The following is a 17,585-nucleotide window of genomic DNA, read 5'->3' as shown; positions in this document are numbered from 1 at the left end:
ATTCGCTTGATCTGTCGCGCTTCTATGTGTCGCAGGCGGGGACCGCGTTTGCTGGGACCTTCTTCCTGGGTCCGGCTGCTGCTCGGCATCACCAACCCACGTCAGTACGGCAGCAGGGAATTGATCAGCTTCATCGCGCTGTTTGGCGTCGTGAACGCACTCGGCGCGCTTGCCGGACCTGCGCTCCTGGGAAGCTACATGGACGGGCGCTTGGCAGCTGGCGATGCTCCGCTCACGGCACAATCCGATGCGCACCGCCTCGCAGCCGCACTGGCGGCGCTCACGACGGCATATCTGGCGGTTATCCTCGCTTTACGCATCCGGCGGAAGATGGCGGAACTGCGGATTTCAGCGCAGCGCCAACACAGTCGATCAGCCCGCGGCCGCGGGCGGCCCTCATGGTGCATCGAGTGATGGTGGCTGGCAGCCGCCACGCCCTGGCCGAGGTGTTACTACCGCACTGGCCGCGATGGCGATTGGTGGTGCCCTGCTGGTTCTGGCGGCCTGGAGATTGCCTGACCCGCGAACGACTTAGATTTCCCGGTCGAACTTCTCGTAGAGGAAATCCACCAATGCCCGCACACGCGCGATACCGGCCCGCGCGGGCGGCATGAATATCTGCAGATCACCCCCTTCGTGCGGGAAATCGGGCAGGACCGCTTCGAGTTCACCTCGCTCCAGAAGGCCTTCAACCATGAACAGTGGAAGAAGTACAATCCCCAGACCTGCACGCGCGGCGGCCAGGAGCATCTGCCCGTTATCGGTGCAGAACCGGGAGCTGGTGCGCACGTGCCCCGAGCCTTCGCGGCCCTGAAAGCGCCAACGGCCGGAATCCAGCGCGTAGAGGATGGTGTCGTGCGCCGCCAGGTCAGCGGGGACCGCAGGGCGTCCGCGCGCATCGAGGTAGGACGGGCTGGCTACCACTGCCCAGCGAACCTTCGCAAACTTGCGGGTGATGAAGAATCGAATCCGGAACAGCGCCGGGCCAGATCGCAAGATCGTACGCCTCGGCGACCATATCCACTTGACGATCGGTAAAGCGAACATCGAACTGGATAAGCGGATAAAGTAGCGCGAATTCCGCCAGCAGCGGAGCTAGCAGAAACTCGCCGAAGGCTGCCGGAACCTGAATTCGCAGTTGGCCGGAAATCTCGCTGGTCGACTTGCTGACGACCTCCTGCGCCGATTCCAGTTGCAATAGGCCTGCGGCCGCATGCGCATGATATTCGCGACCAATATCGGTTAACCTCGTGCCCCTCGGCGTGCGGGTCAGCAACTGAGCACCAAGAACGGCCTCGAGCCGACTGACGCGTCGGCTCACGATAGATTTGACGATGCCGAGGCGCGCTGCAGCATTGGCAATGCTTCCGGTCTCCACCACTCGGATGAATGCAATCACGTCCAACAAATCAACGGGCCCGGGTTCCGGCATCAGCAACTCCACGTTTCTACCTTGGCGGCTACTGCAACACTACAGGATCGGTATTTTCGAGGAAAGGGCTGCGGAAACACACATCCCGCCTCCCTTGCAATCGAACTCCCTGGAGGCCGCCGATGACAAGTTCGCGAAACTCTGAAGCAGCGAATATTCCCCGCGATCCGCATGGGCAGAGCACGACCACCCGTGCTCGCGCAGCGGTGGTCGAGAAAAAGGATGCACCCTTCGTGATGCAGGATGTGACAGTTGAAGCGCCCCGGCCAGACCAGGCGCTCGTCCGCATGGTCGCGACGGGGATCTGCGCGACCGATGCCCATGTCCGGCAACAGCTCATGCCGACGCCACTGCCGGCGATCCTCGGCCACGAGGGCGCCGGCATCGTCGTGCGTACTCGGACGTCGCGTCACCGCACCTCAAGCCCGGCGACCATGTCGTTCTTTCCTACCACTCCTGCGGCCACTGCAAACCCTGCCTGTCTGTCCCACGCCGCCTACTGCGACCACGTCTGGGAGGCCAACTTTCGCCGGCTGCCAGGCTCGATGGCACCATCGGCGTCGACGGGGAACGGCGCGGACAGACGCTCCACGCCCATTTCTTCGGCCAATCCTCGTTCGCCACCTATGCGCTCGCGCACCCGCGCAACACCGTCAAGGTGCCCGGACGACGTGCCGCTTGAGACTCCTGGGGCCGCTCGGCTGCGGCTTCCAGACCGGCGCCGGCTCCGATCCTGAAGGCGCTCAAGGTGCCGGTCGGCGCCACGTGTCGCCGTCTTCGGCGCAGGGCGCAGTCGGCGCTGGCGCGCGATCATGGCCGCAAAGGTCGCCGACGCGGCCGACGGTCATCGCCATCGACGTCGAATGCCGAACGCCTGGAGCTCGCTAGGGACCTCGGCGCGACCCACTGCCGTCAACCCGCGTCGAGCCAAGCTGGATGTTGCGTCGGCGATCCGGGACAGCTCGCGCCGCGCGGCGTCGAGTACGTCCTCGACACCAGCGGCCGAAGCCGCCAACCTCGACGCCGGCAGTTAGGCGCCCTCGCGCCGATGGGGCAGTTTCGGCTTCGTCGCCTTCAACGCCCATTCGGGCGCGGTGGTCGACGCATCCCGGCTCGACGGTCGGGCAGACGCCTCCATCGGGTATCATCCAGGGCGATGCCGTGTCCGGCGCTGATGATCCCCGAACTGGTCGGCCTCTACCGCAACGGGCCGGTTCCCCTTCGACCGCCTGCTCACCTTCTACGACTTCGCCGACATCAACCAGGCGTTCGACGACGTCGCCGCCGGGCGCGTCATCAAGGCCGTCCTCCGCGTTCGACGCCACGCGACGCCGCGTAGCGTACCCGCTTTACTTCCGATATCGTCAGACATCATGGAGAGCGGATCCATGTGCAACCGACCACCAGAAAGCCGATCAATGCCAGCGATCCGCCGAGCCAAACTTCTTCGCGATCGACCATTACGGCTTTCCCGAGGCCGGGTGAGCACCCGGCCGATCCCGCCGGGACTACTATCCGAGTCACTATCTCACTCGCGAGCGCTTCCAGCGGCTCGGCTACCATGTCGAGGAGCTGCGCGGCGGCTTCTACTGGGTCACCAGCGGAGGCTATGACGCGGCCTTCGTCGTGACCGGACGACGGCGTCGATCGCCATCGACGCCCCGCCGACGATCGGCGAGAACATGCTCGCGGCCATCGAGGACGTCACCGACAAGCCCGTGACGCATGTCGATCTACAGCCACTGGCACACCGATCATATCGGCGCCGCCTCCGTGTTCGGGCCGGACGTCGAGATCGTCGCGCACGACATCACCAGGGAACTGCTCGAGCGGTTCCCCGATCCGAACCGACCGGTCCCGACCCTGACCTTCGACAAGGAACACACTGCTTGACGGTCGGCGGCGTGACGCTCGAGCTGTCCTACAAGGGCGAGAACCACTGCCCCGGCAACATCTTCATCTATGCGCCAGCGCAGAAGGTGCTGACCGTCATCGACATCGTCAGCCCCGGCAGCGCCACCTTCATGCACTGCGACGCATCGCAGAATATTACCGGCTGGTATCGAGGCCCAGGAAGCAGCTCCTCGAGTATCGACTTCGACTTCCTCGTGGCTGGCCACCACATGAAGTACGGCACGCCAGAGACGGTCGCAGGCGTCGATCGAGTATTTCGCCGGACGTCCTCGACGGCGCGCAGGCGGCCGTCGACCGGTTCTCAGCCGGTCGGATGCCCTCGATCAGCATCCTGGACGGCGCCGGCTGGGACAGAGTGTTCGTCCGGCACCGAGAACTGGATCAACTCGATGGCCAACTACGCCACGAAATACGTCCTCGAGAAGCAGCAGCAGCAACGGCCAGCTCTGGTCCGAGCGGCTCGCCGGCGTGACCACCCAGACCAAGTACCACGCCTACACCGTGCTCGGAGTCGATCCGCCTGGAACGCCCGCGGCCCAACTATCGCCTGCGCGGCGAAAATCGCGCCGCCGTTCCTGACCTGATCCCCGATCGCCCTCCGTGCCCGCTGAAGCCCGGAATCGCGGCGGGCGCAAGCACGAGCCGCGGCTCTCTAGCGGCACGAGTCGCCACTCACGAGCGGCGGAGCCGGATCTCGTCGCGCCCTTGCAGCTATCAGAAAGGACAAGTCAGATGACGACGTTATTCCGCAAATAACTGGATCGACGGCGCGCTTCGTCTCGTCGGCCGAGCGCTTGGCCGCTCCATCGATCCGGCGACCTACGAGACGCATCGGCGAATATCCGGACGATGGCGGCGCGGCCGCACGGGTCCGCCATCGAAGCCGCGAGCCGCGCCTTCCGCGAAGCACGGCCTGGCGCGACATGATGCCGAGCTTACGATGCCAAGGGTGCTCGACCAGGTGGCATCGGCGATCGAGCGGAACCGCGAGCGCCTGATCGACATCCTCTCGCTCGAGAACGGTAAACGGCTCGGGGCGAGGCGGCGCTGGAGGCTCGACGGCAGCCCCGAGCAAGCTGCGCTACTGGGCGGCGATGGCGCGAACCGGAGGCGGGGCGCGCGACATTGCAACCGACGCCCGGGCAGCCTCTCCGATCGATCCTGCGCCAGCCGATGGGCGTGGCGGGGATTATCGTTCCCTGGAACTCTCCTGATCATTCTGGCGGTCCGCTCCTTCGCGCCCAGCACTCGCCGCCGGCTGCGCGGTCGTCGTCAAGATGCCCGGCCAGGCCGCCCAGATCGCCAGCGTCCTGGCCGAGACCCTCGCGGAACCCACGGACCTGCCGGGCGGCGTCATCGAACATGTTCGTCGAGAGCGGATCGGATGGGCGCCGCGCTCCTTGTCGAAAGCGCCCGACGTGCCGACGATCAGCTTCACGGGAAGCACGCAAGACCGGCCGTTGCCATCGGCGCCGTCGGGGCGCAGCCGGATGAAGCGCTTCGGGCTGGAATTCGGTGGACAAGGCGTCCGATGATCGTGTTCGACGACGCCGACATCGAACGCCATGCTGCCCGTGCTGGAAAAGGCCCTGACCGTCTTCGCCGGCCAGTTCTGCATGACGGGCTCGCGGCTGCTCGTACAGGAAGTTCGGTCTACGACACCGGTCCGCCATCGGCCTCGCCGGGCGGCTGCGTGACTGTACGGAGTCGGGCCCGCCTCCGATCCCGGCAAGCGACATGGGGCCACTGATCGACAAGCCCAACGTCGCCCGGGTCGACAACGATGGTCCAGGACGCGCTGTCAACGCTGGAGCCAACTGCGGTCGTCCGCGGCGGGCCCGATCACCGACGGCCCGCTGGCGAAAGGGGCGTTCTTTCCGCCCGGCCGCTGCTCGAGGTCGCCGACACAGCCTGCCCGGTCGTGCAGCAGGAAACCTTCGGCCCCGTCCTCACCAGCCAGCGGTTCTCCGAAGAGACCGGAAGCCAGTCGCGCTCGGCCAACGACAGCGAATACGGCCTGTCCGCCAGCTGTCTGGACGCGAGACCTGGACCGCGCGTTGCGGGTCGCGCAGGCGCTGGAGGCGGGCAGCGTCTTCGTCAACGATTGGGCCAAGGTCTACGACGGCACCGAGGAGGGCGGATTCAAGCAATCCGGATCTCGGGAGGCTGAACGGAGCCGCCGCGCATCGAGGACTTCATCGAATACAAACATGTCGCGCTGAAGCCCGGTCGGTCCGGCAGTCCACATCAGGTTTCGGGGAAAGAAGACCGACCGGACGCATCGGGAAGACCGCATCCTGCGCCGTGCGGATCCCGCTGAACCTTCATTTATGGACGGCCCGTGCCATCGCACGGACTTGCAGCTTGGGGAGGAGTGACGAAGCCGCCGCCTTAGATTGCTGGAACAGGTCCATATTGGCTTCTCCCCAAGCTGAGAGGGATAGAAGGATCGGTATGAATGTCCGGCCCCGATCAGACAAGCTGTATTCGACCTTGGGTGGTACCTGAGCATGGACTACGCGATTGATCAGTCCGTCGGCTTCCAATTCGCGCAACTGATTGGTCAAGGTCCTCTGCGTGACCCCGGACATTCAAGCGCATCAACTCGTTGAAACGGACAGTACCCCTTTCCTGAAGATACCAAAGCGCAACGCATTTCCATTTTCCGTCGATCAGACTGATCGCCGCCTCTACCGCGCAACCGGGATTGCTATCCAGACTCGTGTGGCGCCGCTTGACCATAGCAGTATCCTTTTGTGTACCTAGGGTCAATCTTTGTGCGTATTACATATGATGTGGGTATCCACTATTAAAGCTCTTACCATCATTGATTTTGAGAAAGGTAAGATCATGACCGACACCATGAAGGCGATCGTCCTCGCCAAGTTCGGTGGCTTCGACGCTTTCGAGATGCGCGATGCTACCGTACCGGTCGTCGGACCTCGGCAGGTCCGGGTGCGCGTTCACGCCACCGCCATTAATCCCCTGGACTATCAGATCCGACGTGGCGACTACGCCGACTACGTGCCGCTCCCCGCCATCATCGGTCACGACGTTTCCGGCGTCGTGGAGGAGAAGGGGGCGGATGTGAGTGAGTTCGACGTAGGCGACGAGGTTTACTACACGCCCAAAATCTTCGGCGGCCCCGGCTGCGTATGCGGAGCAGCACGTTGCCGATGTCGATCTGGTCGCCCGCAAGCCGCACAACATCAACCATCTGGAGGCTGCCACGTCTGGTCGCTGGTCGGGACGGTCTGGGAAGCTTTGGTGACCCGCGCCCAACTTGCCGTTCACGAGACCATTCTGATCCATGGCGGCGGTGCCGGCGGTGTGGGTACGGTGGCGATCCAGCTTGCCAAGGCGATGGGCGCGCGGGTCATCACGACGGCGCGCCGAAGCAACCATGAGTTCGGCGCGTTCGGCGCGGCAGCGGACGAGGTAATCGATCACTCCTCCGACGACGACGTCTCAGCCGTGGCGGAGCTGACGCATGGGCAAGGGGTGAATGTCGTATTCGACACCATCGGAGGCGACACCCTGACCAGAAGCGCACTCGCCCTCGCGGATGCCGGACGGCTGGTCAGCATCGTCGACATCGCACAGCCGCAGAACCTGATCGAGGCTTGGGGAAAGAACGCCGCCTACCATTTCGTGTTCACCCGTCAGAACCGAGGCAAGCTCGACGCGCTGACAAACCTTATCGAACGCGGTCTGATCAAGCCGGTGATCGGCGCAGTGTTTCCTTTGGCTCGCCTAGGCGAAAAGCGCAATCAACCGCTCGAAGGCGGAAGCTCCCGTGGGCTTCGAGGTAAGGTGGCGATCGATGTTGTTGGCCAGACTGTCGAGCTCCCCACGCCGCGATAGATACATCGATAAGACAGCGGTATTCTCCCAAAATACCATCATTTTCGGGACGGCAGCTATCGCCCGTGCCGCCCGGGATCCGGCTGTCCGCTCGCCACCAGACCTTGCCGTAGCTGTTGAGGGCGGCGCTCACGCGCCGCCGAACTTCCAGACCGGGATGCCCAGCTTCTTGGCCTTGTCGGCGAGGTTGTCGTTGATGCCGGTGCCCGGGAAGTGCATCACGCCCTTGGGCAGGATTTCCAGCATCTCGTCGTTGCGCTTGAAGGGTGCTGCGCGGCCGTGCTTGGTCCAGTCGGGAGCGAAATCGATCGGCGGACTGGCGAAGATGAAATCCGGGCAACGCCTCATCCAGTTTTTACAGTCAGCCAAAACCACGGACGGAGGGCAATGGGTTCTCGATTCTCGAAAAAACGAGGGCCTTAGAGGGCTATGGAGTAGACATAGTTCTCATCATCACCCGGCGCGGCGCGCCAAATTCCGCCGATCTCCACCACCCATATGGGAATAGCGAAGACGCAGTTCTCCGCTTCATCGTTCTCGGCCCGCCGGGCGAGATTCGAACCGCACGTGGGTGGGTCGGTACGCGTATGTCTGCTTTCGGGCCGCCTAGCGGACCATTATGCATTTCGAAAAGTCTCTCAACTCAATCTCGCTCGAGAGCGGCGATAAACATAGTTTGGTTCTGCTTCTACGCTGCGGTACGAAATTGACGTGCCCCCGCTAAATTAGGCCATTCAGACCTGGAATTTTCCACTTATGATCCCTGCGGGGAAGAAGAGGGAGAATTCCATGAAGGCATCGAAGTTTTCGGAAGCGCAGATCGCGTTCGTGCTCAAGCAAGCGGAGGACGGAACGCCGATCGGTGAGGTGTGCCGCAAGGTCGGGATTTCGGACGCGACCTTCTATAATTGGCGCAAGAAGTACGCCGGCCTGATGCCGTCGGAGATGAAGCGGCTGCGCCAGCTCGAAGAGGAGAATGCCAAGCTGAAGCGGATCGTTGCCGACCTGTCGCTGGACAAGGCCATGCTTCAGGACGTTCTGGCAAAAAAGCTCTGAAGCCTGCCCGCAAGCGTGTGCTTGTCGACAAGGTGAGAGCCGTACTGGAAGGTTTCCGCTCGCCGCGCCTGTTCGGTGCTGAAGATCGACCGGTCGCTCTATGTCTACAAGTCCAGGCGCGGCGAGCAGGCCGAACTGAAGCTGAGGATCAAGGACATCTGCCAGACGCGGGTGCGCTACGGCTATCGCCGTGTTCACGTTCTGCTCAAGCGTGATGGCTGGCCCGTCAATCCGAAGCGAATTCTATCGCCTTTACAAGGAGATGGACCTCCAGCTCCGCAATAAGGTCCCGAAGCGTCGGGTCAAGGCGAAGCTACGAGCTGGTCGCACGGAGCCGACCCATTCCAACCATGTGTGGGCAATGGACTCTCGTTCATGACCAGTTGGCAACGGGTCGCAAGATCAGGGTACTGACAGTGGTCGATACGTTCTCTCGCTTCTCTCCGGCGGTCGACGCACGTTTCAGCTACCGCGGCGAAGACGTGGTTCAGACGCTCGAGCGGGTGTGCCGGCAGGTCGGCTATCCGGCCTCCATTCGTGTCGATAACGTCCTATATTGGAATGAGGGCCGTTTTGGCAGCAGGTCGTTGTCGCGTCGGCTTGTGCCGATGCGTTAGAATTATGATGCAAGCCATGCCGGCCGTCAACGAACGGTCTCTTCCATAACAAACACAGAGTACGCATGATCGCGGCTCTCACCGTCCTTAAGACGAGATCCTTTTGCCGTTAAGCGGAAGGCCTGAACATTATCTACGAGGTCGCTGAACGCATCAGCGCCTCCACGGCCCTGTCAGAGAAAGGTCCTTCCGCCGTGGATCGCTCCTTCAAAGAAGGGGCGATAAGGCTTCGCCGCTTTTAACGACCGCGTGCACGGTGCGGGCCATCTTGGCGGCGATTGCTGTAGACGCCTTGCGGCGTAAATTGGTGTTGTGACGGTCTTTGGTGATGTAGCGTTCGAATTTGTCGCGGAAGCTGTTAGCACGCTGCGATACGGCTACCTGGCCTGCCATCCACAAGGTCCGCCTCAGCCGCGCATTGCCGTACTTGGAGAGCTTTGTCTGGCCGCGAAACGTTCCTGACTGGATCGTGGCGAGGTCCATGCCGCAGAACTTGAGGAACTGACGATGATGTCGAAAGCGCCGCAGGTCTCCTGCTTCCGCCAGGATGGTCAAAGCGTTGATAGGGCCGATACCGGGGATTGTGCACAAGAGCTGGTAGTCTGGATTGTGCTTCAACATCTCAACGGCCCGCGTTTCGATCTGATTGCGCTGAGCGATCAGACTTCTGCCCTCAGCCAGGACCATACGGAACATGCCTATGGCGTCTGATTCAGGGGAAACGGGTAATCCAACCGAGCTGGTCGCGGTGGTGTAAATATCTGCCAACAAACGTTCTTTGCCAACTTTGCGTCCGACGACCTCCCATGCGGCTTCTATGAACGCATCCTTGGTCAGGGCTGCGATAAAGTGGGGAGACGGGAACAGTTCCAGGAAGGCGAAGAACCAGTCGCTACGGGAACTGCGGTGAAAGCGGTCAGCCTCCGGAAAATACAATGGCAGATAATGGGTCAGGATCCGGTGCCACAGTTCGGTCTTCGACTTTGAGATCATGTCGTGGGTCTTAGACAGTTCCTGAATGTCGTTGGTGCCGTGGACCAATGGGTCGTGGTAGAACTGCTCAGCGCCAATCGTCATCATATGCAGGATGACCTGGGCATCCTTTGGATCGTTCTTGTCCCAGGAATTATGCAATGCCTCCCTGGTCCGAGCCAGAGCAATGGACGAGATCAGTTTTATCTCGAAGCCGGCTGAACAAAGCTGATATGCCAATGCGCGGTGATAGTTGCCAGTTGCCTCGAAGGCGACGCGGACGGGTCGCTGATAGCTTCGCAACAGATTGATCAAGCGATTGAACTCGTCGAGATTGTTCAGCACGCTCACACGGCGCCGTCGCTTTTTATCGGGTGTCTCGATCAGCACTTCATGACGATCTTTGGAAATATCAATCGCTGCCAGAAGCGGAGCAGATGAGCTAACATCGGAAGCGGTCATAGTCGGTCTCCTTTGCAGTGTGGTTTGGGCAAAACCACTGTAGAGACCTAATGCCCGGCTATGACCACCTGCTTCGCCTGATGAGGGCTACGCACATGGACAAAGCCTTATCCAGCGCAGAGTTCCGAAGGTGTTACGGCAGCGAATTCACCAGCAACGCCATCCTGCAATGGACGGATCAGGGCAAGCTGGATTGGCATTACATTGCCCCAGGCAAGCCGATCCAGAACGCCTTCATCGAAAGCTTCAATGGACGGCTGCGCGACGAGCTATTGAACGAGACACTCTTCTCGTCATTGCCGCACGCTCGATCAGCGCTTTCAAACTGGCGCAGCGATTACAATCCTGTTTCATAACGCCCATCTTTCTATGTCATTGAGGGGAATAGGTTTTCCTGATCTGTATGTGATCCTGTTGGGTATTTTGGGTTCTGTCGGGCACGATGAACGATCTGTCGCGCTTGCGGAGTGGCGAGTTTTGAGCGGTTGAAGATCCACGGACCGTTCGGCAAGGGATGAACGCCCTCGATCTCGCCAGCCTCAGCGGCCAGTCTCAACGTCTTTGGCGCGACACTGAGCAGTCGTGCCGCATTTCCCAGATTGAGCCAAGGCTCGATCCCGTCCGTCTGCGGACGGAAGACTGGAATTTCTGCGATATGACCGGAGTGCCGTGACGCGCTCGCGGGTCCAGCGATTGCCATTTCCGGTCGTCAGTCCATTGCGGTTAAGGACCCCGGCAATCACATCGTCGTTGGCAATGAGGACGAGTTGTCGCACCGCCTCAATGATGTCGTCGGGAGTAGCGTTTCTTTGGCCGCGATGCCTCTTCGGCAGCCGCAGTTGCGTATGGACACCGCCAACCCAGTGGATTGCGAGGACGATCTCGGAGGTTACGTCGTCGAGGTCGGCGATCACTTCATGAATGACCGTGCGCACGATGCGTTTCTTGAGCCTGGCATCGGTCGATGGCGCTGCCCAGACGGCACGAAGGTTCCCCGCAAGGGCTGCCATCTCTGATGTCGACATCGGCGATGGTTGAGGCGTCGCAGCGTCATGGCCGGCAATCTTGTTCTCGATCTCGCTGACGCGAGCGAGCGTCTTATTCCACCGCGCTTCAAGTTCCGACGCCACCAGCCGGTTCTCAGGATCAGCCGCGTCATATTGCCGGAATGCCCGGTCGGCGGCATAGCGTGAAGCCTGAAGATCGCGCTGGAGGGCGTCGCGGACCTGGTCACGTTGGCTGCTCATATTGCCTTCCGCCTCGGCGGCGGCGGCAATGGCTCCCGGTTCGACCACCCCGAGTAGTGCCTCTTCGATCGCGTCATCGACCCGCAGGCCGCCGAAGGCGATGCAGCGTGGTTCGCCATTGTCGAGCAGACCACGCCAGCAGGAATACCGCGGAATGTTATGATTGGCCCCTGTGTACCGGACCATGAGTTTCCGTCCGCACCTCTTGCAGCGGAAGAGGCCGGCAAGGAGGGCGTCGCCATGCTTCGGCGCTCCATGATGGCGGCTCGCGGGTAGATTGTCGCTGACCATCTTGCGGATCTCCTCCGCCCGTTCCCAACTGACATAGCCTTCGTGCGCATCCGGGATCAACGCAAGCCATTCATCACGCGACTTGCGGCGAATTGCAGATCGGCCACCGTATCCTGGCACAGAACGACTCTTACCATAAGCATAAGCGCCGCCGTAGATCGGGTTCTCGATCATCCGGTGGACGGTCGCATAGTTTGGCCTGCGCCAGACGACATCGCCATTGGCACGCCTGACAGGCAGGTCCAGCCCATGTTCGAGGAACCATAGCAGGGCCTGCCTTGCACTTCCGAGTTCGGCGACCTTGTTGAAAACCAGTGTAATGGCTTCCTGAACACGTCGATCGGGATCTTTCTCGATCCTGTCACCGGCCTTTACGAAGCCGACCGGGGTAGCGACGACAAGCTCGCCACGGCGGGCCTTCTCGTAGCGTGCGGAAAGGGAACGCTGACGCAGAAGATCGAGTTCATATTCGTTGAGGCTGCCCTTCAGTCCCAGCAGTAGGCGGTCATTACCCTGGCGCGGCGCATAGACCGCTTCCTGGTCGATTAGAACGGTATCAACGACACGGCACATCTCGATGAGTTGTTGCCAGTCTCGGCTGTTGCGGGCAAAGCGCGATACCTCTCGTGCCGCAACCGCCCCCACCTTGCCAAGGCAGACCTCGGCGACCATCCTGTCGAAACCGGCGCGTGTCACGCCACCGGCCGCCGACCGGCCAAGATCCTCATCCACCGTTTCAATGCGCGACCATCCAAGTGCTGTCAGCCGGTCGCGCATCGCGTATTGAAGAGCGCTGCTTTCGCGATTGTGCAGAACCTGGTGGGCCGAGGACTGCCGGACATACAGAATAGCCTTGCGCTCCAGATGGTGCGGCCCGATCTTCTCATGCATCATGATCGGCCTCCTTCTGTTGGGAGGCGCTTGCGCCGCTCGCATGGTCGACGAGCAGTCGCACTATAAGCGCCGTCAGCGCCTGGCGCGTCCCTTCCGGTAACTCCTGCCATTGCGGCATCTCCGCCGTCTTCCCGTTGCGTAGGCCCGAGAACAGATCGAACTGATTTGTCATGAACTGGCGTGGCATGGACATCTCTCCGACTCGATTCGTGAGAGATCAATGCTGCGCCCATCTCCACGGATTGTGATGGGGCGCCAGCCTCTTGGACCAATCTGGCCAAAGCATGCAGGCTGGCGAGTTCGACATGCGGGACCGGCCTAAGAGACCACCGCGCACTCAGGGACCGATCGAACATCCAGGCTGGAACTTCCAGAAAACGACCAGATGAGGCGCCGGAAAGGCTGCATCGGAAAACAACCTCCCCCTTCGCGAGCACCTCATGGATATGAACGAGCCGCCGACACCAGGGATGCCACGGATATAAAAGCTCGCGAACTTCCGTCCCGTGGGTGTTCTGTCGCCTCGTTGTACAACGATCACCGGCCACACTCCGGCCTCGGCTGGCTGACACCTGCCGAGTTCGCTCAGACCATCGACCCGCGACGTGATGCGGTGCTGCGCAGCCGAAATGGCTCCGCACCGCAACCCGCCGCTACCGCCCCAAATGCAGCAACCAAAAACCGCCGGAGCGAACTCAAAACTGGATAAAACTTGGGGGCAAGGTCAACGGGTTTGCCTTTAGAATCAGTAGCTTGATCTAAAGTATACCTGAAACCGCCGGGCTTTGCCCCGCGGAGATATCGCGATACCTACAACAATCTCAGCGGTTTACCGTTCGGGCACTAGTCTAGATGAGAACGTCCCGCAGCGAACGGGGCATTCTACAGGGCGGGGCCAATTCGTGGGCCCCGGCTAGCAATCATAGGCACCAACGGCACAACGCCGAGTTGTCCGCCGGGCGACGCCGGCCACGCTGACCGGCGTCAGCGGTCGACCGACTACGGCGACGGCATCAGAAACGAAGCGGGGCATCGGAACAATTGACTGGTCGCTCGCTAGTTCGCCGACCCAAAGTAAAGCCGCCCAAGCGAGACAGATGATTCCCATGCGTCTAAAAAGGGTCATTTTCCATCTCCTCTTACGAAGTTCCCCGGCAATTCACCAAGGTTACTCTGGATGTCCTTCACGTCGACTTTTTCGGCGTTTGTCGGGTTCTTGAAGCCAAAATCACCCGGCATAACCTCATCCCCCGACTTCCAATCCCGGACCTGGACGCTGTATTCCGGTCCACCCTTGACTAGCCTGGAAGTAATGACGAAGCGGCAGGGGTAAGGTTGTGCTCCTTGGGCGACCCAAATCTGGAAATCTACGTCGTCCTTGCGAAAGGCGAGAGAATTGCACTCGGCACTATTGATGACGCCGCTTCCCAGGTCTTTCGAATCGTAAACGCCCTGCATCAACTCGTCATATGAATTGGTCATCAACAAGTCGGCGGCAGGCAGCGGCAATCCATACTTGTCCTTTAGCTCGTCTATCAGATGATCGACCGTGCCAGGAATATCGACTTGCGTATACTTGTTGAGGTTCTTTCCCAAAAGGGTAAGCGTTTTTCCGTCGAATAGCGCCTCTGTCTCGACAAAACCGCCGGAACGTGTGGTGTGTACCTTGTCAGGCCGGCTGAGGGTCACAGTCCCTGAACTTGCCAGCCCAAGTTTTTGATCACTGTTGGTGACAACCTGGAGATTGGCATCGTATGCGAAGGATATGGCCTTCTGGGTTGCCAGATAATCGGACATGGCCTTCAGCAGCTTCTTGGCTTCGGCCGAGTCCGTGAGCCTCACGAGCTCAACTCGCCGGTTGAGAGCTTTTCCTTCGGCCGTCTCATTGCTGGCGATCGGCCGGGTCTGCCCAGCGCCTCCCGCTAGTAACCTGTCAGCATCGACCCCTCGTTCCACCAGCGCCGCCTTGATGGCGTCGGCGCGTTCAAGGGAAAGACGTTCATTGGCTTCTGCATTGCCGCTTGCGTCGGTATGGCCGACAATTCTCAGGTTCCAATCAGGGAAATTCTTAAGTGCAGTCGCTATGTCATCAAGCAGCGTTTCAGCACCAGGTTCCAGTGTTGCCTTGCCAACGCCGAAACGCAGGCCATAGAGATCGTACTGATCCCTGGTCTGCAGCGCCTGCTGCATGGCTTCTTTACTGTAATGCTTGGCCGGGTCTTCCTGGGACCAGGATGGGGCGTTTGCCGCTACGACAAAGGCAACTGCCAGGAAAATTTGTCGAATTCTCCCATGCCTCGGTGTATTTCCGCTAAGTTTCCGCCGGGCCCTATCGTATTCTTGGTGTTCGAGCATCTCAATTCGTGTGCTAAACATCGGATAAATCCTCCTCACCGATTTATGGAATATGACCACCGAGCACTGCATGCCTTAATTTCGAACATGCTGAATAAGCAAAGTAAAATTGCTGCAGGCGTGCGGCCGAATCTATGGATCAGAATTTCAATCCGAGGCGCCCGCATGGGGTGAACCGCACACGGTCTGCCGGCGGTTTCCCATCATATCGCCGTTCCGGCGCGAAACTAAGTCTAATGAGTTAACGACAACCAAGGCCGGTCGCGGTGAACTGAATACATCCGTTCAGAAAAACGGGAGATTCGACGGTTTCGGGATTGGATCAGGTAGCATTCTGCGCCCATGCAAGCAGTCCGCTCGGGCGGAACACCCACCTTCCGCACCATCCCAATCCATACCCTTGTACAACAACCAGAGAATACATTAGTATGCTCTTAAGTGCAACTTACATTGGGGACCGAGACGGCAGAGCCAGAGTTTGCCAGGTGCGTTCAGGGCACGGAGATCGAGGCCACCAGCTGCAGGTTCCCGCATGCCGCGGTGGCTCCCGGCGGTGGCCAGCGGCAATCACTTTGGGGCCAATATTACAGTTCCGGTAAGTTACTTGTCGGCGGTTGCGTTGTAAGGCAAAATGATGCATCGGAGTTGTGGCCTCCCCTCGGGACTGAGGTGATTTTCCAGTGCGACTGGAGTTGGCGAGGCAGGCTTCATACGATGCAGCGTTGGTGCGGGGTACGGCCAGGGTGGAAACGCCCGGGGCTGTGTTGGTGCTGGAGGACGCGCGAGGATGTTACTTCAGATTGTCACGGGCACTGGCGTGCTGCTTGCCACGATCTTTATTCACGGCATGGCGGTTATGCTGCTGTTCCGGATAGGACGAGGTCCCCTTACCGGCACGCGGAAACTCTCCGGCTACGCCCGATTGGGCATCAGTTACTTTTTTGTCACCGGCTTTGTAATCGCTCACATGATCGAGATCATGCTGTGGGCCATGGTCTATCGGCTAGTCGGCGAATTGCCGAACTTTGAGGACGCCATGTATTTCTCGGCGATTACCTTCGCCACGATCGGCTATGGCGACATCACGCTATCCAACGAATGGCGGCTCGCCAGTGCCATCGAAGGTGTAAACGGAATCCTGCTGTTCGGCTGGACTACGGCATTTCTTTTCAAAGTCTCGGAACTGTGGTCCTCCCGGCGGGCTGCGGATCAAAACATCGCACAACCGTGAAACAAGGACTTGCGGCGCGAGACAGGCCCCGGTGCACGGGACCGATGTACGCAACCATCAGCGGCTGTCCCTTGCAGAAAGGGGCTTCGCCGACTTCTGATCAAACCAGGAGGTGTTGTTATGCAGGAATTGCCTGTTGAAGGCGGGCGACACCAGAAGCTCATAGAGGCAGCTCTCGCCTTGCTGCTTGTGTCCATGCTGATCGTCGCGAGCTTCAGGGTACTGTTAGCCTTTGTCGGTGTCCTCACCTATGCGGTGATCCTTGCCACTGCCACAGCGGGGCTGTTTGATCGAATAGTTGAGCTGCTGAATGGAAGGCGTCGCCTGGCTGCCGTGCTGTTCGGCGTGGTCGCCGTGACGATCATCATCGTGCCGTTGATCTATCTCTGTTCCGCTATTGCCGACTATCTGAGCGTCGCCGAGGCGTGGTTGAGCACGGCCGGCACTCGCGGAATCCCCAACCTTCCCGAGTGGCTCGCAGGACTTCCGCTGGTTGGAAACAAGGTATCGGCGGCATGGCAAGAACTGCAGCGCGAGGGTCTGGTGTTGATGCAGCGCTACCAACCCCAGCTCGCTGCCGCAGGGCGCTGGCTAATCAATTTGGGCGCAGGTCTTCTGGTGGCTGTCCTTGAAATCTTCGTGGGCGTCGTCATAGCCGCGATACTTCATGCGTCGCGCGCCTGGGTGCTGCAGTATGTCTCCGCCATCATGGTACGCATAGTTGGACCGAAGGGGCCAGAACTGCTGAATGCCGCGGGAAGGGCAATAAGCGGCGTGGCAATCGGCGTCATTGGAACGGCTCTGCTCGAGGCGGTGTTGGCCTGGATCGGCTTCGCAATCGCCGGCGTTCCGGGAGCCATCGCCTTGGCCGCAGCGACGTTTTTCCTGGCCGTTATCCAGATTGGACCGCTTCTGGTTTGGTTGCCGGTGGCGATCTGGCTGGGTGCCGGGGGGCAGACCGGTTGGGCGATCTTCACCGCTGCATGGGGGATCATTCTACTCATGGGAGCTGACAATATCGTGAAGCCCATGCTGATTGCGCGCAGCGGCCAGTTACCGATGCTCGTGCTTTTCATGGGAGTGATCGGGGGTCTGGCAGCCTGGGGCTTTACCGGCATGTTCATCGGTGCGACGACGCTGGCCGTGCTCTGGACCGTGTTGCAGACTTGGCTCGGCACCAACGAGGAGCAGCCGGCAGCGGTCACCTGAGTGTGTGCTTCAGCTTGATGCTGCTGTTTGGGTCGCTGGTG

At 60.4% G+C, this 17,585-nt stretch carries 16 protein-coding genes and 7 pseudogenes; 12 read left to right on the top strand and 11 right to left on the bottom strand.

The features are described 5' to 3' along the window. Positions 1-48 precede the first annotated feature (48 nt). A complete protein-coding gene (locus tag ACW4PC_RS09945; protein WP_455873705.1) occupies positions 49-414 on the top strand; it encodes a hypothetical protein in 366 nt (121 codons plus the stop codon). Positions 415-531: 117 nt separating this feature from the next. On the opposite strand, the gene ACW4PC_RS09940 is transcribed toward ACW4PC_RS09945, so the two are convergent. After that, positions 532-924, bottom strand: coding sequence for a substrate binding domain-containing protein (locus tag ACW4PC_RS09940; protein ID WP_455873704.1), 393 nt, complete (start codon positions 922-924; stop codon positions 532-534). After that, positions 869-1,444 carry a LysR family transcriptional regulator gene (locus tag ACW4PC_RS09935; RefSeq protein WP_455873703.1) on the bottom strand — a complete coding sequence of 192 codons (576 nt, stop codon included), beginning with the start codon at positions 1,442-1,444 and terminating at the stop codon, positions 869-871. Before ACW4PC_RS09935 ends, ACW4PC_RS09940 begins: the two co-directional genes overlap by 56 nt. Before the next feature lie 110 nt (positions 1,445-1,554). Between ACW4PC_RS09935 and ACW4PC_RS09930 the strand changes: the two genes are divergently transcribed. Then, positions 1,555-2,169 (top strand): alcohol dehydrogenase catalytic domain-containing protein, encoded by a 615-nt coding sequence (locus tag ACW4PC_RS09930; RefSeq protein ID WP_455873702.1) that lies wholly within the window; start codon positions 1,555-1,557, stop codon positions 2,167-2,169. Positions 2,170-2,316: 147 nt separating this feature from the next. On the opposite strand, the gene ACW4PC_RS09925 is transcribed toward ACW4PC_RS09930, so the two are convergent. Further along, positions 2,317-2,757: a hypothetical protein gene (locus ACW4PC_RS09925; RefSeq protein ID WP_455873701.1), complete on the bottom strand. Its 441-nt coding sequence runs from the start codon at positions 2,755-2,757 to the stop codon at positions 2,317-2,319. A gap of 400 nt (positions 2,758-3,157) precedes the next feature. On the opposite strand from ACW4PC_RS09925, the gene ACW4PC_RS09920 reads away from it, so the two are divergent. Both ACW4PC_RS09920 and ACW4PC_RS09915 read left to right on the top strand, forming a co-directional pair. Continuing rightward, the gene (locus tag ACW4PC_RS09920) at positions 3,158-3,325 is read left to right on the top strand and encodes a hypothetical protein (RefSeq protein ID WP_455873700.1); all 168 of its coding nucleotides are present in this window, start codon (positions 3,158-3,160) and stop codon (positions 3,323-3,325) included. Continuing rightward, positions 3,322-3,930 carry a hypothetical protein gene (locus ACW4PC_RS09915; protein ID WP_455873699.1) on the top strand — a complete coding sequence of 203 codons (609 nt, stop codon included), beginning with the start codon at positions 3,322-3,324 and terminating at the stop codon, positions 3,928-3,930. The genes ACW4PC_RS09920 and ACW4PC_RS09915 overlap by 4 nt, the downstream gene beginning before the upstream one ends. Positions 3,931-4,535: 605 nt before the next feature. Here the strand turns inward: ACW4PC_RS09915 and ACW4PC_RS09910 are convergent. Continuing rightward, positions 4,536-4,964: a hypothetical protein gene (locus ACW4PC_RS09910; RefSeq protein ID WP_455873698.1), complete on the bottom strand. Its 429-nt coding sequence runs from the start codon at positions 4,962-4,964 to the stop codon at positions 4,536-4,538. Between the two features lie 165 nt (positions 4,965-5,129). Here ACW4PC_RS09910 and ACW4PC_RS09905 point away from each other — a divergent pair. Further along, a pseudogene (locus ACW4PC_RS09905) lies at positions 5,130-5,315 on the top strand (aldehyde dehydrogenase family protein); the annotation flags it as partial. A gap of 88 nt (positions 5,316-5,403) precedes the next feature. After that, positions 5,404-5,568 (top strand): hypothetical protein, encoded by a 165-nt coding sequence (locus ACW4PC_RS09900; protein ID WP_455873697.1) that lies wholly within the window; start codon positions 5,404-5,406, stop codon positions 5,566-5,568. Between the two features lie 102 nt (positions 5,569-5,670). On the opposite strand, the pseudogene ACW4PC_RS09895 reads toward ACW4PC_RS09900, so the two are convergent. Beyond that, positions 5,671-6,088: pseudogene (locus ACW4PC_RS09895) on the bottom strand (winged helix-turn-helix transcriptional regulator). Between the two features lie 108 nt (positions 6,089-6,196). Here ACW4PC_RS09895 and ACW4PC_RS09890 point away from each other — a divergent pair. Further along, entirely contained in the window at positions 6,197-7,210 is a 1,014-nt protein-coding gene (locus ACW4PC_RS09890) for an alcohol dehydrogenase catalytic domain-containing protein (protein WP_455873696.1), read from the top strand. A gap of 129 nt (positions 7,211-7,339) precedes the next feature. Here the strand turns inward: ACW4PC_RS09890 and ACW4PC_RS09885 are convergent. After that, a pseudogene (locus ACW4PC_RS09885) lies at positions 7,340-7,525 on the bottom strand (hypothetical protein); the annotation flags it as partial. A 474-nt stretch (positions 7,526-7,999) separates the two neighbouring features. Between ACW4PC_RS09885 and ACW4PC_RS09880 the strand changes: the two are divergent. Further along, positions 8,000-8,811 (top strand): annotated as a pseudogene (locus tag ACW4PC_RS09880) (IS3 family transposase); the annotation flags it as partial. Between the two features lie 245 nt (positions 8,812-9,056). Here the strand turns inward: ACW4PC_RS09880 and ACW4PC_RS09875 are convergent. Continuing rightward, positions 9,057-10,317, bottom strand: a pseudogene (locus ACW4PC_RS09875) (IS110 family RNA-guided transposase). 137 nt (positions 10,318-10,454) lie between these two features. On the opposite strand from ACW4PC_RS09875, the pseudogene ACW4PC_RS09870 reads away from it, so the two are divergent. Further along, positions 10,455-10,661, top strand: a pseudogene (locus ACW4PC_RS09870) (integrase core domain-containing protein); the annotation flags it as partial. Between the two features lie 195 nt (positions 10,662-10,856). Here the strand turns inward: ACW4PC_RS09870 and ACW4PC_RS09865 are convergent. Together ACW4PC_RS09865 and ACW4PC_RS09860 are read right to left on the bottom strand one after the other, a co-directional pair. Then, positions 10,857-12,749, bottom strand: coding sequence for a recombinase family protein (locus ACW4PC_RS09865; protein WP_455873695.1), 1,893 nt, complete (start codon positions 12,747-12,749; stop codon positions 10,857-10,859). After that, positions 12,739-12,936, bottom strand: coding sequence for a hypothetical protein (locus tag ACW4PC_RS09860; protein ID WP_442153893.1), 198 nt, complete (start codon positions 12,934-12,936; stop codon positions 12,739-12,741). The genes ACW4PC_RS09865 and ACW4PC_RS09860 overlap by 11 nt, the downstream gene beginning before the upstream one ends. 342 nt (positions 12,937-13,278) lie before the next feature. Here ACW4PC_RS09860 and ACW4PC_RS09855 point away from each other — a divergent pair. Beyond that, positions 13,279-13,458: pseudogene (locus tag ACW4PC_RS09855) on the top strand (IS3 family transposase); the annotation flags it as partial. A 204-nt stretch (positions 13,459-13,662) separates the two neighbouring features. Here the strand turns inward: ACW4PC_RS09855 and ACW4PC_RS09850 are convergent. Further along, positions 13,663-13,875 (bottom strand): hypothetical protein, encoded by a 213-nt coding sequence (locus ACW4PC_RS09850; protein WP_455873694.1) that lies wholly within the window; start codon positions 13,873-13,875, stop codon positions 13,663-13,665. Further along, positions 13,872-15,020, bottom strand: coding sequence for a DUF2092 domain-containing protein (locus ACW4PC_RS09845; protein ID WP_455874980.1), 1,149 nt, complete (start codon positions 15,018-15,020; stop codon positions 13,872-13,874). The genes ACW4PC_RS09850 and ACW4PC_RS09845 overlap by 4 nt, the downstream gene beginning before the upstream one ends. A gap of 871 nt (positions 15,021-15,891) precedes the next feature. Between ACW4PC_RS09845 and ACW4PC_RS09840 the strand changes: the two genes are divergently transcribed. Together ACW4PC_RS09840 and ACW4PC_RS09835 are read left to right on the top strand one after the other, a co-directional pair. Beyond that, entirely contained in the window at positions 15,892-16,335 is a 444-nt protein-coding gene (locus tag ACW4PC_RS09840; protein WP_455873693.1) for a potassium channel family protein, read from the top strand. 120 nt (positions 16,336-16,455) lie between these two features. Beyond that, positions 16,456-17,544 (top strand): AI-2E family transporter, encoded by a 1,089-nt coding sequence (locus tag ACW4PC_RS09835; protein ID WP_455873692.1) that lies wholly within the window; start codon positions 16,456-16,458, stop codon positions 17,542-17,544. Positions 17,545-17,585: the final 41 nt, after the last annotated feature.

The organism is Rhizobium yanglingense, from assembly GCF_977109285.1.
The sequence above is the reverse complement of the archived record's forward strand: the minus strand, read 5'-3'. Positions and strand labels throughout refer to the sequence as shown.

Bases quoted from the DNA above. Each gene is read 5' to 3' on its own strand.
- ACW4PC_RS09930 (WP_455873702.1), top strand. From the start codon at position 1,555: ATGACAAGTTCGCGAAACTCTGAAGCAGCGAATATTCCCCGCGATCCG.
- ACW4PC_RS09920 (WP_455873700.1), top strand. From the start codon at position 3,158: ATGTCGATCTACAGCCACTGGCACACCGATCATATCGGCGCCGCCTCC.
- ACW4PC_RS09910 (WP_455873698.1), bottom strand. From the start codon at position 4,964: ATGCAGAACTGGCCGGCGAAGACGGTCAGGGCCTTTTCCAGCACGGGC.
- ACW4PC_RS09890 (WP_455873696.1), top strand. From the start codon at position 6,197: ATGACCGACACCATGAAGGCGATCGTCCTCGCCAAGTTCGGTGGCTTC.
- ACW4PC_RS09865 (WP_455873695.1), bottom strand. From the start codon at position 12,749: ATGATGCATGAGAAGATCGGGCCGCACCATCTGGAGCGCAAGGCTATT.
- ACW4PC_RS09860 (WP_442153893.1), bottom strand. From the start codon at position 12,936: ATGCCACGCCAGTTCATGACAAATCAGTTCGATCTGTTCTCGGGCCTA.
- ACW4PC_RS09850 (WP_455873694.1), bottom strand. From the start codon at position 13,875: ATGACCCTTTTTAGACGCATGGGAATCATCTGTCTCGCTTGGGCGGCT.
- ACW4PC_RS09840 (WP_455873693.1), top strand. From the start codon at position 15,892: ATGTTACTTCAGATTGTCACGGGCACTGGCGTGCTGCTTGCCACGATC.
- ACW4PC_RS09835 (WP_455873692.1), top strand. From the start codon at position 16,456: ATGCAGGAATTGCCTGTTGAAGGCGGGCGACACCAGAAGCTCATAGAG.